11 protein-coding genes are annotated in these 15,706 nt (G+C 54.1%); 10 read left to right on the top strand and 1 reads right to left on the bottom strand.

What is annotated here, in order from left to right; translation table 11 throughout:
• The first annotated feature begins 27 nt into the window (after positions 1 to 27).
• The 6 genes from F822_RS02670 (at position 28) to F822_RS02645 (ending at position 6,967) form a co-directional block, all read left to right on the top strand.
• Entirely contained in the window at positions 28 to 1,731 is a 1,704-nt protein-coding gene (locus tag F822_RS02670; RefSeq protein ID WP_025041962.1) for a cation:proton antiporter domain-containing protein, read from the top strand.
• Between the two features lie 110 nt (positions 1,732 to 1,841).
• On the top strand, positions 1,842 to 2,195 hold the full coding sequence (locus tag F822_RS02665) for an arsenate reductase family protein (RefSeq protein ID WP_025041961.1): 354 nt from the start codon (positions 1,842 to 1,844) through the stop codon (positions 2,193 to 2,195).
• 580 nt (positions 2,196 to 2,775) lie between these two features.
• Positions 2,776 to 3,186, top strand: coding sequence for a hypothetical protein (locus tag F822_RS02660; protein WP_025041959.1), 411 nt, complete (start codon positions 2,776 to 2,778; stop codon positions 3,184 to 3,186).
• Between the two features lie 376 nt (positions 3,187 to 3,562).
• On the top strand, positions 3,563 to 5,068 hold the full coding sequence (locus F822_RS02655; RefSeq protein WP_051536767.1) for a sensor histidine kinase: 1,506 nt from the start codon (positions 3,563 to 3,565) through the stop codon (positions 5,066 to 5,068).
• Complete coding sequence (locus F822_RS02650; RefSeq protein ID WP_025041957.1) at positions 5,065 to 5,592, top strand: dihydrolipoamide acyltransferase; 528 nt, start codon at positions 5,065 to 5,067, stop codon at positions 5,590 to 5,592. The genes F822_RS02655 and F822_RS02650 overlap by 4 nt, the downstream gene beginning before the upstream one ends.
• Positions 5,593 to 5,605: 13 nt before the next feature.
• Entirely contained in the window at positions 5,606 to 6,967 is a 1,362-nt protein-coding gene (locus F822_RS02645) for a sigma 54-interacting transcriptional regulator (protein WP_025041956.1), read from the top strand.
• A 121-nt stretch (positions 6,968 to 7,088) separates the two neighbouring features.
• On the opposite strand, the gene F822_RS02640 is transcribed toward F822_RS02645, so the two are convergent.
• On the bottom strand, positions 7,089 to 8,657 hold the full coding sequence (locus F822_RS02640) for a LodA/GoxA family CTQ-dependent oxidase (protein WP_025041955.1): 1,569 nt from the start codon (positions 8,655 to 8,657) through the stop codon (positions 7,089 to 7,091).
• Positions 8,658 to 8,929: 272 nt separating this feature from the next.
• Between F822_RS02640 and F822_RS02630 the strand changes: the two genes are divergently transcribed.
• The 4 genes from F822_RS02630 to F822_RS02615 all read left to right on the top strand — a co-directional run bounded on the left by F822_RS02630 (position 8,930) and on the right by F822_RS02615 (position 15,673).
• The gene (locus F822_RS02630; protein WP_025041953.1) at positions 8,930 to 9,640 is read left to right on the top strand and encodes a dienelactone hydrolase family protein; all 711 of its coding nucleotides are present in this window, start codon (positions 8,930 to 8,932) and stop codon (positions 9,638 to 9,640) included.
• Entirely contained in the window at positions 9,641 to 10,333 is a 693-nt protein-coding gene (locus F822_RS02625) for a phosphoribosyltransferase (RefSeq protein WP_025041952.1), read from the top strand. It begins immediately after the preceding gene.
• A gap of 9 nt (positions 10,334 to 10,342) precedes the next feature.
• A complete protein-coding gene (locus F822_RS02620; RefSeq protein WP_025041951.1) occupies positions 10,343 to 11,704 on the top strand; it encodes an erythromycin esterase family protein in 1,362 nt (453 codons plus the stop codon).
• A 426-nt stretch (positions 11,705 to 12,130) separates the two neighbouring features.
• On the top strand, positions 12,131 to 15,673 hold the full coding sequence (locus F822_RS02615) for a beta strand repeat-containing protein (RefSeq protein ID WP_053111330.1): 3,543 nt from the start codon (positions 12,131 to 12,133) through the stop codon (positions 15,671 to 15,673).
• Positions 15,674 to 15,706: the final 33 nt, after the last annotated feature.

Here is a 15,706-nt window from a genome sequence, read left to right as displayed (position 1 = left end):
TCTACGCGAAAACACGCGGCAACACAAATGCCCCACAGTGTTACTCTAATCACCACCATTGCGGTCAGTTTAGGTCTTGCGCTGCTGATGGGGCTTATCGCCAACCGGTTGAAGTTGCCGGTGCTGGTCGGTTATCTTGCTGCAGGTGTCATTCTGGGTTCCAATACACCGGGCTTCGTGGCCGACATGGAGCTGTCCGCCCAGCTGGCGGAAATCGGCGTGATACTGCTAATGTTCGGCGTCGGGCTACATTTTTCGTTGAATGATCTACTGGCTGTGCGGCGGATCGCCCTGCCAGGTGCGATCGTCCAGATTGTGGTGGCGACCACTTTCGGCGCCATGGTCGCAGTCTCCTGGGGATGGAACCTGGGCGTCGGCATCGTATTTGGTGTGGCACTGTCCACGGCGAGCACCGTTGTGTTGTTACGTGGACTGGAGCAACGCGGCTTGCTCAAGTCCGTCAACGGATCCATTGCGGTGGGCTGGCTTGTAGTCGAGGACCTGGCGATGGTCCTGGTTCTTGTTCTGTTGCCGCCGCTTGCCGGATGGCTGGGTGATAACGCGGGCGGTCCAACGGGCGTATCAAACTCGGATTTGCTCACAACTTTGCTGCTCACCTTTGGCAAGGTGGCGGTCTTTATTGCGCTGATGCTTGTTGTCGGGAAACGTGTATTTCCCTGGCTGCTTTGGCACGTTGCCAGCACAAACTCGAACGAGCTCTTCATCTTGAGCGTGATAGCGGTTGCGATAGGCATCGCCTACGGTTCCGCAATGCTCTTCGGTGTTTCCTTTGCTCTGGGTGCTTTTTTTGCCGGCATGGTGATGAGGGAATCCGCTCTGAGCCATCGGGCCGCGCAGGAATCGCTGCCTCTCCGCGATGCTTTTTCAGTTTTATTTTTTGTTTCTGTGGGAATGCTGTTTGATCCGGGCGTACTGGTAGAGCAGCCACTCCATGTTCTCGCAACGCTCGGAATTATCATCATCGGGAAATCGCTGGCTGCCTTTTTATTGGTACTCGCTTTCCGTTACCCGCTGAATACGGCATTAACGGTGTCCGCCAGCCTTGCGCAAATTGGTGAATTCTCGTTTATCCTTGCCGCACTAGGCGTGTCGCTCGGGCTACTTCCGGTTGAAGCTCAGAGCCTTATATTGGCGGGCGCGTTTATCTCGATTACTCTTAATCCCTTCGTATTCCGGGTAATCGAACCGGCGCAAGCATGGATACGCTCCCGTTCCAACCTTGCCCGTATCCTGGAGCGTTCCGACGATCCACTCGCAGAACTGCCGATGACGGTTGCGTCAAGCCATGTCACAAGCCATGTCGTGCTTGTGGGCTATGGCCGTGTCGGCCGGCTCATCGGTGATGCGCTGGCCGAGCGGAGATTATCGTTTGTTGTGGCAGAACAAAACCGTGAGTTGGTTGAAGGGTTACGCAAGCATGGAATTCATGCCGTAGCGGGGGATGCAGCCGAACCGGCCGTATTGATACAAGCACATATTGCGCGAGCTGCAATACTGGTGATTGCGGTTCCCGATACACTACGTGCCCGCCGGATGATCGAAACTGCACGTATACTTAACCCTCCGATTGAGATTATTGTTCGTACACATAATGAAGAAGAGGCGGCGTTGCTACGGAGGGAAAGCAGAGGAGCAGTATTTATGGGCGAACACGAGCTCGCTCTCAGCATGACACGGCACATACTGGAAAAAATTACGGCCAATAAATGAAGAAGCTGCTATCAGATGCAAGATTCAGTAGTAGAGAATTTAATGGCAACCCGGCGTTTGCTTGAACGCCAGCACAAACTGACTTTAGTATGAGATTGAAGGAGAATTGAATGAGTGACAGGATTATTGTTTATCAGAAACCCGGGTGCAGCAAATGCAGAGCCACGCTTGAGCTTCTTGCGAGCAGCGGTGAAGAGTTCGATGCTGTCAATTATTATGAAACACCTTTGACCGTTGAGCGTTTACGCGAACTGATCGATAAGCTTGGCTTGTCGGTACGCGACGTGCTGCGTGGCGATGAACCTATAGCGCGTAGCCTCAAGCTTGCTGAACGAGCGTTGCCGGATGAAGAACTGATAAGGATCATGGTGGAAAATCCGGATTTGATTCAGCGGCCAATTGTTGTGCGTGGTGACGAGGCAATGCTGTGCCGCCCGCCGGAAAACGTGATGAAATTGCTGTAATGATTTTCCCGAAAATACAGTGAACAGGAATTGGATTCAACCTAAATCCGGTAGTTGGACGGGGTGAAGTGTACGGTTTTTGAGGTGCAAGGCAAGGCGCAACGACGCGGAATGCGACCGCGCAGGGCGGAGCAGTGCCTTCCGCAGGAAGGTGCGACCCCGAAGCGGGATGCAGGCGCCCCCTTGCGTGTGGAACGCGATCGCGGCATCTCCTGCGCTGCCCGATCCCCGCTGCGCGGGGCCCCTCGGGCGACGCTTCGGGGCGCCGTTCCATTCCAAGGAGTTGCAACGCAGCCATGTGCCGCAAAAACTGTGCAATTCGCCCCGTAGCGCTTCACCCCGGAAGGGGAGCGTCAAATAATATGAAATATTGTTATTAATCATAATATTGATCTATCAAATGAGCGGTCAACAACCGGATTTAGGTTCAATATGGTTCCGGTCGCGGGGGTTCGTGAAGTGCTTGTTCAACCAAGCGCACTATTTGAAATAATTGTATAACTGTTTAAACTGGTGCTGATAGAACGTAAAATGTAATGACAATGTAATGATGTTCGAATGTGTGTACAGGAAATTGATAATGAATATGATGTCTGTTGGAATTTTGCGATTAATATCTCGATTCGCCTTCGCTGTCATCCTGGGAGGGTTTGCTGCTTTTGTACAGGCAGAGTGTGCGGGCTGCCTCTGCCCCGGGAACCCCTGCAAGTTGTGTCCACTGCCACCTCAAAAAAATGCACCGCCGGTTGTGGATGAACCGAACATTTGTCTTAAAATCAGGGAGAGAGTCACGCCGGTTTCAAAAGATACAGAGCCGAATCAACATTATGAGAGCGTGAATAAATCGATCATGGAGTGCGTAAGAAACGGCGGCGACGTGATTATGAATTCGCGCCGAAACAAGGAATTTCCTTCCAAACATTATTGCAAGCCCTACATCGCGGAAGGCAAGGCAAATGCGGATGGTGCGCACCTTCCCCCGAAGAAATAAAGATCGAAGGAGATGTGGCAGCAAAGCGGAACAAATACCTGGTCAGGTTCGCAGATCGAGAAACGATGTCGGGCGTAGCCCGACCTACCGGCTATGTAGCAACAGCAGGTCCATCGGAATGATGGGTTATTCCGTTCCACCCGACCTGGGGAGATTGGCGTAAAAGATACGTGATGGGTATCAAAGATACGGAGATTGGTACCAAAATAGGTCGGGCTCCGCCCGACGATTGGATCAGCGCGTCGGTATCTACTGCAATATCTTCAGCAGATTTATTATCCTCCATGCGGTAGAGCCTTCTAAACGAAACTGTCAATGTGAGCATGAGGCGAGCACAAATTAAATTGTTCCGGATCCGGGTCATCGAAGGAAAAAAATGAGTGCTCGCGTAGAAATTGCCAAGCAGGACAGCGGCATTAGCGTTGGATCCCTGTCCCGGTTGCGGCGCGACCCGAAATCGTTCCTCAAATTGATTCTGCTCGGTTTTGCGCTTGTTGGCTTGCCGCTGATCATCGCGCTTATCAACAGTGCTTTTTCCATTGACCGGTTAGCGGATCAGAGTCGCAAGGCCGTGTATCAGGCGGCACAAATTGCCCATAGCAGCCGTGCGCTGGCTGACGAGATTGCCGCTATGGAGCGGGCTGTGCGCCAAGCCCATATCCTGAGCGATACGTCTTTGCTGGAAGGTTATTTCCGCGCGCATAACAAATTCGAGAGCATGTCGGCGAGCCTTTTCGAGTTGTCGTTGCAGGACGAACAGAAACAATTGCTGACGAACCTGCAAACGTCGGAAGCCTCGATTTTCGAGAAAGTATCGGCTGTAAGACAATCCCCGGAAAAGCTTCGCGATCTAATCGGTAATTTCGTGCTCCTCCGAGATTCGGCACGGACCTTTTCGTGGGTTGGCTATACGTTAATCGAGCGTGAAGTGGATGAAATGCAGGACATGGCGGGGTATGCGCGCTTTACCGTCGGATGGCAGCTACTCGCCCTGATTCCATTTGCCATTCTACTGGCATTCTTTTTTTCGGTACGGATCGCACGTCCAATCCGCCAGATCGATGAGGCCATCCGTAGTATGGGGCAAGGTGAGCTATTCAAGCCGATAAGTGTGGATGGGCCTCAGGATCTGGTGTATTTCGGTGAGCGCCTGGACTGGATGCGTCGCCGTTTGCTGAAGCTGGAAGAGCAGAAAACGCGATTTCTGCAGCATGTTTCTCATGAGCTGAAGACACCGCTTACGGCCATGCGTGAAGGGGCGGATTTGCTCGCGGAAGGCGTCGCGGGGAAACTGACCGAAGAACAGCAGCGTATCGCGAGGATTCTCCATAGCAACAGCATACAACTCCAGCGGCGCATCGAAGATTTATTGAGCTATAGCGCGCTACAGGCCGAAAAAGCCGCGCTGGTGAAGCAAGAGGCGAATCTGACAAAAATTCTGGATGCGGTGTTGCAGGACCAGAATCTTATTATCATGAGTAAAGGCTTGAGAATCGACTTATCTTGCCCGGAATTGGTTATCGACTGCGATGAACAGAAAATCAAGGTAATTATCGATAATCTGTTGTCGAACGCAGTGAAATTTTCACCTTCGGGCGGCTGTATTCGCATTTGGACCAGTAAGATAGCCGGGATGGTTCAATTGGATATTGTTGACGCGGGTCTGGGCGTTGACGAAGCAGATCGTGAAAAAGTATTCGAGCCGTTTTACCAGGGGCGGCGGATACTCGACAGCCATGTCAGGGGAACAGGGTTGGGGCTATCCATTGCGCGCGAGTATGCGCTGGCGCACGGCGGCAATATTGAGCTTATCCCGAAAATTGGTGTCGGAGCCCATTTCCGCCTCACCATACCCGTTTGTGACCCCGAGGGATCCCTATGAATCGCATGCGTCAAAAATTGCGGGTCCTGCCGGCAATAATGTTGATGTTTGTGGCCGCGTGCGCGGTCTTGCCTGAAGATCAGCCATCCATCATGCCAGCTGATCCGATCGTCACGGGTCAGATGGATGATATGATGGAGTTTTATGAATCCTTGCGTAAACAGCCGCCCGCAGAGCTTACCCGCATATATGACAAGGTAAAACAGAATTTCGTACAGAACAAGAGCGACTCGAACCGAGCCAGGCTCGTATTGCTTCTTATACTGCCCCATACCTCCTTTCGTGACATCACTTCAGCGGTCTACCTCCTTCATGAGTGGCCACGGGATTCGAAGCCGGCAACCAATCTGCAAAGTTTCAGAAATTTGCTCGCAAGCCTGCTTGCTGAGCAGCAGCGGCTAACTCACAGTGTGGAAGAATTGTCGCAGAAACTCAAAGACGAGCAAAAACGCGTCGAGACCTTGCAAAACCAGATCGATGCCATAAAAAACATGGAAAAAAACCTTATTCTCAGAGAGTTATAGATGATGCAAAATCATGTTTGATGCCAAACCCAAAATCCTCATCGTCGACGACGATACGGATCTGCTTGAGTTGCTTGTTATTCGGCTTACTGCTGTGGGTTACAAGGTGGACGCGGTACAAAGTGCAGAGGCCGCGCTGAATTATCTGGATGTATCACGACCGCAACTGGTCATCAGCGATATGCAGATGAGCGGCATGGATGGCATGGCGTTATTTGAGCATATCCATCGGACATTACCGACGTTGCCGGTAATCATCCTGACTGCGCATGGCACCATTCCCGATGCGGTTGCAGCTGTTCAGCAGGGTGTATTCGGCTATCTGGCCAAACCTTTTGACAGCAAAACCCTGCTGGCCAACATTAGCCAGGCGCTCAGGTTCGTTCCCGGCGCCCTGCCGCAGCAGGAGATATCACAGGCAGCGTGGCGCAAGAATATCATTACGCAAAGTGCCGTCATGGAGGACCTTCTTACAAAAGCGGGACTGGTAGCGGAGGGAGACGCAAGTGTACTGATCTACGGCGAAAGCGGCGTGGGTAAGGAATTATTCGCGCACGCGATACACGATGCATCCAAACGCCGCGATCATCCGTTTGTGGCTATAAATTGCGCGGCAATTCCGGAACAATTACTGGAATCGGAATTGTTCGGTCACGTCAAAGGCGCGTTTACCGGCGCTGTCCGGGACCACAAGGGGCTGTTTCAGTTAGCGGAAGGCGGGACACTGCTTCTGGACGAAATTGGCGATATGCCGCTTTTGCTCCAGGTCAAGTTATTGCGTGTTCTGCAGGAGCGACAGGTGCGACCGGTTGGGTCCGCGCAGGCGATGCCCGTGAATGTTCGCATTATTTCAGCAACGCACCGTGATCTCAAAGCTGAAATCGCTGCCGGTACCTTTCGAGAAGATCTTTATTACAGGCTGGACGTTGTGGCGTTGACGATCCCGGCCCTGTCGCAGAGACGCGAGGATATTCCATTACTGACAAATTACTTTCTGAGCACATTTTCCAGGAAATATCAGAAAAATATCAACGGGTTCTCTCCCGAAGCCATGGAGATGCTGATTAGCGCGTCCTGGCCGGGTAATGTGCGGCAGCTTATGAATGTCATCGAAAGATGTGTTGCCCTGAGTACGGCGCCCCTCATCTCGGCGATATCGGTATATGACGCCATGCACCGGGAAGAGGAACAGCTTGTTTCTTTCGAGGACGCGCGCAAAAGTTTCGAAAGAGACTATCTCGTACGCGTGCTGAAGATCACGGGCGGCAACGTGACACAGGCAGCACGCCTGGCCAAGCGAAATCGCACCGAGTTCTACAAGCTGCTTCAGCGATACCAGCTCGATCCTTCTGTTTTCAAGCAGGCGCAAGCATGATCCTGAATCCGGCAGTTGGACGGGCTACGAAAAACTCTTTTCGGTTATAGCGCCTGGTTGACAAATGAGCGGTTAATCACCGGGTTGTTTAGGACGACCTCGGCTCGATATCTCCGCCAGGTCAGGACTGGCCCTCTATGGGATTCCGCTCGTCCTCTACGAATTTGCCGCCCTTTTTTACGATAAAACCCAGCTCTGACCACCATCTGACCATATCACTGTAATCTTCAATGCCTCGTGAAAATGGCTGTATCTGTCCCGAAGCGGTAACGACATCGACAGGACGCTGAGCCGGCCACCACAGTTCGCCGCAAGCCAGAAAGTCAGCCTGCCAGGGCAATGCCATTCGCTCAGTCAGAAAGCCAGGGGGAAGCGTATGTTTGATGCGGAACGGTGCTTCATAGGTCGCTGCCTGCGCGATGACATACGTTACCTCGATACCGGGAAAAAATGGTGCGCCGATGCAGCCTTCCAATGATGCTCGCGTCAGGGCATCGGGTTTTTGTTCCAGCGGCAATTCATCGAACGGAACAGGTACAGGTTCAGTTGCCCAGTCGGCTTGGAAATCGCCCTGCGACCATTTTTCCATCATGGTGTACTGATACTCCGTCAGTGCGGTGTATTCGCCTCGCTCGGGATTGTCGGGATCCAGGCCGCTGTTCACTTTCGGCATGCTGGGCGGAACTCTGGACGGGGGAGAATTGGGATCGACGCGAGTATTGGGTTTCATCAGCCACCTCAAGACCGTTTCACGCGCGGACTTCCCATTCTCGGTCTTGTCTGCCAGCTTGCTCAGGCGCTCGGAATCGAGGAAATTTCCCGCGTCTCCATGATGACGATTCCTTTGCTCCACCACCCAATGAATCAGTACTGTCCGCTTCAGGATCGAGTAGATATCCCGTGTAAATGACGGCACATCTTTTATAAGACGTGGAGAGAAATTTCGCACGGCGACATTCAGCGCCTGGTCATACCAGGTCGTGACACCTTCAATCCCGGGTGCATACGATGGTGGCGCCACAACAACCCATGCGCCGCCTTCCGCACTGATGGGCGGTTCACCCTCGACCTCTACGACAGCACTTACTGGCCCATCGGAAACGCCATCATACCAGCCATCATTATTCGCAAAATTATCGAGACCTCGGCCAATGGGGGAGCCCGATTTACCTGGACCGCCGACAACGATCAACCGCCCTTGTTCGTCCGTGACGATGCGCCCAAGCACAATTTTTGCGCTGCCCTCGATATCTCCATTTTTGATGAAGTTGATTTCTCCAGTGAGCAGATCTCCGGCTTGGCTCCTGCCCGATATGGACTGTATTCCGGCATCCGCGATTAATCCTGCTCTGCTGTATTCCGCATTTCTGAGCGAAGTGGAAGACGGACCTCCCGGTGGAAAATTTCCGCCTGCTGCTTTACGGTTGACCAAGTGGATGCTCCATCTGATTCTTGTCTTTTCATCCAGAACGATCTCGCTATCGAGCGCTTCCTTGCCGAAATCGTCACGGATAAATTTATAAATCCGGAATCGAACCGCTTGCGGCTTTATTTTTCCCGGCGACGAGTCGTCACGATAGGGTCCCGGGGGGGTGATCCCTGGAGACTCCGGCCCCAGGAAATAACCAGTCTTGCTGTTTCCTATACGCGCTACACCTATCGCCGGGTAAATCCGGTAAATCGCTTTCATCGGTATCTTCTCCTTGCCAGTTTAATTCATCCAGGAAAAAAATTTGGCCACATCCATATCATAGCCTCCGCAAAAAATATTTCCGGCTATTTTTTCTCTTAAAAACATGACATTTACGTCGCGCTCGCCTATTCTGGAAAAAACCAATGAGGAATTTTCTACCATCATCCAGCCCGTATTGAAAACTATGTTCGGAAGCGTACGGAAACATAAGTAACGATGCTCTATAAAAATGATCGTGTTCAATCGTAGGATGTTATCGGAAGACAAATATGGCCAACCCCTTGCATAACCGAACTCCTGAGACGACAGCCGTACGAATCCCGGCAGGGGATGTCGTGCTGAGCGCAGATCTGGCTATACCGCCGGATGCGAGGGCTATTGTCGCATTCGCGCATGGCAGCGGCAGTAGCCGGCATAGCACCCGGAACCGTTATGTCGCGGAAACGCTGAACAAGTATCGCTTCGCCACGTTGCTCGCCGATCTCTTGACGGAGGAAGAAGAAATTGTCGATATGCGGACACGGCATTTGCGTTTCGATATACCCATGCTGGCGGACAGGCTGATCGATATCGCCACATGGTTGCAACGTGAACCGCAAACGAAAAATTTAAAAATAGGCTGGTTTGGGGCAAGTACAGGCGCTGGCGCCGCGTTGATTGCCGCGGCAAGGCGCCCGGAAAATATCATGGCTGTGGTTTCCCGCGGCGGCCGACCTGATCTGGCCGGAGATTATTTGCCTGAAGTCATGGCCCCTGTGCTTCTTATCGTAGGTGAAAACGATCCAGAGGTTTTGAAACTCAATAAATCGGCGCTTACGCGGCTTAACCCCAACGGCCACTCCAGGTTGGAGATCGTACCAAACGCAACACATCTGTTTGAGGAGCCCGGCACGCTCGAGGCAGCAGCCCTTCTGGCGGCGCAATGGTTTCAAACCCATTCCGGACTACCCGGAGAAGAGGCAGCCGGAGAAGAGGTTTAAATGGCAAGCTCCGTTCTCTATTTCGCAGACAGGGCAGAAGCTGGAAAAAGGCTGGCGGAAGCACTGGTCGGCTACGCTGGAAGAACCGACGTCCTCGTTCTGGCGCTTCCGCGCGGCGGTGTGCCGGTGGCTTATGAAGTGGCCCGGACTCTGGCTGTGCCGATGGATCTGTGGCTTGTCCGCAAGCTGGGCGTGCCGGGACAGGAAGAACTGGCGATGGGCGCGATAGCAGGAAAGGATACTCGCGTCCTCAATCGAGACATCATCAACGTCTTGAATATCGACAAGACTACCATTGAGGCTGTAATAGTAAAGGAACAGGCGGAACTGGAAAGGCGCAATCGGCTTTACCGTCAAGGCAGGCCATCACCCGATATTGAAGGAAAGACAATCATAATTATCGATGATGGCCTTGCCACGGGGGCGACCATGCGTGCTGCAATTGCTTCCCTCCGTCAAGCTGGCGCAGCAAGGATCATCGCGGCTGTGCCGGTCGGTGCGGCGTCTACCTGCGGAAAAGTCGAGCAGGATGCGGATGAGCTTGTTTGCCTGTATACACCGGAGCCTTTTTACGGTGTCGGACAATGGTATGACGATTTTTCACAGACTTCGGATGAGAGCGTGCTGGCGCTCCTGGAAAGCGCCACCAAAAGACCGGATGGTACCGCGATAAAACCGGAAAAAGCAGTGTGAGGATTCAATATGCCTGATCTCGATGCTCATCACAGCTTGATTGACGCACTGGAACGGCATGCGCAATCTCTGCAGGATATCGGTGACGATTATCGCCCACTGATTTACGCTGCAAAAAACAAAAAACTCATTCTGCTTGGGGAAGCCTCTCACGGCACGGCGGAATTTTATCGGATGCGTGCCGAAATTACCCAGCATCTCATTGTAGAAGAAGGATTCGACGCCGTCGCGGTTGAGGCCGATTGGCCGGATGCTTACCGAGTCAATCGCTTCGTATCCGGCACATCGGATGATACGGAGGCGGATGCGGCCCTGTCGAATTTTGAACGATTTCCAACGTGGATGTGGCGTAATACCGAGGTCCTGGCCTTCGTCGCGTGGCTGCGCGATTATAATCAGGGGGGCGAGAAATATAAGGGCCGAAAGGAATCCGTAGGGTTCTACGGCCTTGATTTGTACAGTATGACAACCTCGATGGCGGCAGTGCTGGCCTATCTGGACAAGATCGATCCGCAAGAAGCTGCGGCCGCGCGAGCGCGCTATGGCTGCTTTGGCCAGTTCATCAGTAATCCCCAGGCGTATGGCTATGCCATTGCCTCAGGCAGATGGGACTCCTGCGAGCAGGAAGTTCTGACTCAACTCATGCAATTGCAACGGAAAGCGCGCCTCTATGTTGAGCAGGACGGCGCTTTTGCCGGGAACGAGTATTTTTCAGCTCGGCAGAATGCCGAATTGGTAAAAAATGCCGAGGAATATTACCGTGCGATGTTCAGAGGGCGGCCCAACACCTGGAATCTGCGAGACCGGCATATGTTCGAAACTCTTGAAAAACTTGCTGCTCATCTGGAAACCCGGTTGGGGCGAGAACCGCGGATCATCGTGTGGGCACATAATTCTCATCTGGGCAACGCCGCAGCGACGGATATGGCGCAGCGCGGCGAGATCAATATCGGCCAGTTGGTCAATGAGGAATATGGCGATAGAGCGCTTCGCATCGGATTTTCGACCAGCCGCGGTACGGTAACCGCAGCGTCGGATTGGGATGGGCCGGCCGAAACGAAAACCGTTCGCGATCCATTGCCCGGCAGTTACGAAGCAATTTTTTCGGGACTCGAAAAGAAACGTTTCCTTCTTGATCTTCGAACTGAAGACGAAGCTGTCAGCCTGTTAAAAGAAAAAAAACTGCAGCGGGCCATCGGGGTAATTTACCGGCCTGAAACCGAGCGCGCAAGCCATTACTTCTATTCATCCCTGCCACGGCAATTTGATTTCATGATCCATATCGATAAAACAGAAGCTGTGCAGCCGTTACCGTCATTTGTTCACAAAAGGCCCGGTGAAATGGACGAGACCTATCCGTCGGGCTTTTAAACGCCTGGCAGCCTGTCGGACTTAAAGGAAATCGGCTGCAAAAGCGTCCGGCTGGTTCATGTTTCGCCGTTTTTTCGGCCGATAGAATAACCATTGGCCTTCAAAATCCTCAAAATCTGTTCTCACCCAGTCACTTTTTCGCTGCGATTCTTCAAGTCCGACAGGCTGCTGGCTTCCACGTATTCTTTCCCATCTGTAATTCCATACTTGCTTCTCAGATGTGCCGGCACGTATTAATGCTGTCGCGGCGCTGCCGTAGGCGCGCTGCTGGGGTAATGCTTCCGCAGAATGTTCCCATACTCAGCGCCTCCATTTAATTCCTTGCTTTTAAAAAAAAGTGATCTATTTTAAATAATGTCGTGTTATGCGGCAGCACGAAAACAAATCGTAAATAGCTGAGTCCCGTGTTCATTCAAGGAGACATCGATGAAAAATATGAAGAAAAATCAAATCAGCAAAAATGGGTCATTAACAAACGGGCTTTTCCGGACATTGCCGATCATTGCGGCGCTGGCTGCGTCAGGCTTCATCCAGCCAGTTCTTGCCGTCGATCGCACATGGTTTGGCAGCACGGGGGATTGGGGTGTCGATACGAATTGGTCACCCATCGGTGTGCCGGGCATCAGCGACAAAGCGATTATCAGCAGCGGCAATTCAACTCTATCCTTCAATACCGGGATAACCGGTCTTGATCTGTCCGGTGGCATCCTTGGTGGCACAGGCAACCTTACGCTCAGCGGTTTGAGTACCTGGACTGGCGGGTCCATTGCCGGTGCGGCCACCACCACCTTCAGCAGCACGCTGGTGATGAGTGGTGATCTCGGCAGGACCATTTCAGGCGGACGCATAGTGAATGCCGGCAACACCACCTGGAGCGGCAACACCGGCGCCAACCGGAACGATAACTTCTTCAGCAATGGCACCTTCAACAATACCGGCACCTTCACCGATACCAATGCCTTTTCCGACCGGATGACCGGCAGCGGCACCTTCAACAACAGCGGCACCTACAACAAGCAGAACAACACGCTGACCGACGTAGGCATTGCCTTCAACAACACCGGCACGGTCAATGTCAATGCCGGAACCCTACGCCTGGAAGCGAACGGCACCCATAGCGGCAGCTTTGCCATGGCCAGCGGCGCTACCCTGGATTTCAACTTTGGCACGCATAACCTGAACGCAGCAGCCACCAGCGGGGCGGGCACTCTTCAGATAAGCGGGGGCACAGTCAACCTCAACGGCGGCAGCCATACCGCGCACCTTCTGCTTTCCGGCGGTACGCTGTCGGGCACGAGCACGCCGATTGGCGCCGCTGCCGACTGGACTGGCGGGGCCATTGCCGGCGCGGCCACCACCACCTTCAACAGCACGCTGGCGATGAGCGGTGATCTCGGCAGGACCATTTCAGGCGGACGCATAGTGAATGCCGGCAACACCACCTGGAGCGGCAACACCGGCGCCAACCGGAACGATAACTTCTTCAGCAATGGCACCTTCAACAATACCGGCACCTTCACCGATACCAATGCCTTTTCCGACCGGATGACCGGCAGCGGCACCTTCAACAACAGCGGCACCTACAACAAGCAGAACAACACGCTGACCGACGTAGGCATTGCCTTCAACAACACCGGCACGGTCAATGTCAATGCCGGAACCCTACGCCTGGAAGCGAACGGCACCCATAGCGGCAGCTTTGCCATGGCCAGCGGCGCTACCCTGGATTTCAACTTTGGCACGCATAACCTGAACGCAGCAGCCACCAGCGGGGCGGGCACTCTTCAGATAAGCGGGGGCACAGTCAACCTCAACGGCGGCAGCCATACCGCGCACCTTCTGCTTTCCGGCGGTACGCTGTCGGGCACGAGCACGCCGATTGGCGCTGCCGCCGACTGGACTGGCGGGGCCATTGCCGGTGCGGCCACCACCACCTTCAACAGCACGCTGGCGATGAGCGGTGATCTCGGCAGGACCATTTCAGGCGGACGCATAGTGAATGCCGGCAACACCACCTGGAGCGGCAACACCGGCGCCAACCGGAACGATAACTTCTTCAGCAATGGCACCTTCAACAATACCGGCACCTTCACCGATACCAATGCCTTTTCCGACCGGATGACCGGCAGCGGCACCTTCAACAACAGCGGCACCTACAACAAGCAGAACAACACGCTGACCGACGTAGGTATCGCCTTCAACAACACCGGCACGGTCAATGTCAATGCCGGAACCCTACGCCTGGAAGCGAACGGCACCCATAGCGGCAGCTTTGCCATGGCCAGCGGCGCTACCCTGGATTTCAACTTTGGCACGCATAACCTGAACGCAGCAGCCACCAGCGGGGCGGGCACTCTTCAGATAAGCGGGGGCACAGTCAACCTCAACGGCGGCAGCCATACCGCGCACCTTCTGCTTTCCGGCGGTACGCTGGCGGGCACGAGCACGCCGATTGGCGCTGCCGCCGACTGGACTGGCGGGTCCATTGCCGGTGCGGCCACCACCACCTTCAACAGCACGCTGGCGATGAGCGGTGATCTCGGCAGGACCATTTCAGGCGGACGCATAGTGAATGCCGGCAACACCACCTGGAGCGGCAACACCGGCGCCAACCGGAACGATAACTTCTTCAGCAATGGCACCTTCAACAATACCGGCACCTTCACCGATACCAATGCCTTTTCCGACCGGATGACCGGCAGCGGCACCTTCAACAACAGCGGCACCTACAACAAGCAGAACAACACGTTGACCGATGTAGGCATTGCCTTCAACAACACCGGCACGGTCAATGTCAATGCCGGAACCCTGCGCCTGGAAGCGAACGGCACCCACAGCGGCAGCTTTGCCATGGCCAGCGGCGCTACCCTGGATTTCAACTTTGGCACGCATAACCTGAACGCGGCGACCACCAGCGGGGCGGGCACTCTTCAGATAAGCGGGGGCACAGTCAACCTCAACGGCGGCAGCCATACCGCGCACCTTCTGCTTTCCGGCGGTACGCTGGCGGGCACGAGCACGCCGATTGGCGCTGCCGCCGACTGGACTGGCGGGTCCATTGCCGGTGCGGCCACCACCACCTTCAACAGCACGCTGGCGATGAGCGGTGATCTCGGCAGGACCATTTCAGGCGGACGCATAGTGAATGCCGGCAACACCACCTGGAGCGGCAACACCGGCGCCAACCGGAACGATAACTTCTTCAGCAATGGCACCTTCAACAACACCGGCACCTTCACCGATACCAATGCCTTTTCCGACCGGATGACCGGCAGCGGCACCTTCAACAACAGCGGCACCTACAACAAGCAGAACAACACGTTGACCGATGTAGGCATTGCCTTCAACAACACCGGCACGGTCAATGTCAATGCTGGAGTGTTCAATGTCGCACACGCATTTACCAACGCCGGTACGGTGAATGTTGGCGCTGGTGGAGTATTCCAGTCCTCTTGCAGCGGTGCCAATTGTTTTGGTAACACCGGCACCCTACAGGGCAACGGTACCATTCAAACACCGGCCAACAATGAACTGGTCAACAGCGGCATGATCAATCCCGGAGACGCCATTGGCCATCTTACCATCGATGGTAACCTGCATCAGGCAGCGAACGGCGTAGTTAACTTTGAACTAGCTGGCCTGCATAATTTTGACCAACTGACGGTTACCGGCGACGTAACATTGGGCGGCGACCTTGCTTTATGGAACCTCGGCTACGCGCCTGTGGCTGGTGACAGCTTCGTAGTGGCGACTTTCGATGACCGTCTGGCAAATTCGACTTTCTCATCCGTCAGTATGCACGGGTTCAGCCCCAATACCTTCCAGGTGTTCTACCACGACCACGACGTCACCGTGGCAGTGGTACCCGAGCCTGAGCAATACCTGATGCTGCTTGCGGGACTAGGCCTGATGGGCGTCGTGGCTCGCCGTCGGCGGAACTGCATTCGGCGGTGCGATGAAACTGTTTAGCACTTGATCCGGGTTCCAGGCTGCCCGGATCCA

It is taken from the genome of Nitrosospira briensis C-128, from assembly GCF_000619905.2.
Taxonomy (GTDB): Bacteria; Pseudomonadota; Gammaproteobacteria; order Burkholderiales; family Nitrosomonadaceae; genus Nitrosospira; species Nitrosospira briensis.
Note: the sequence above shows the minus strand (reverse complement) of the source record. Positions and strands in the feature narration are given on the sequence as shown.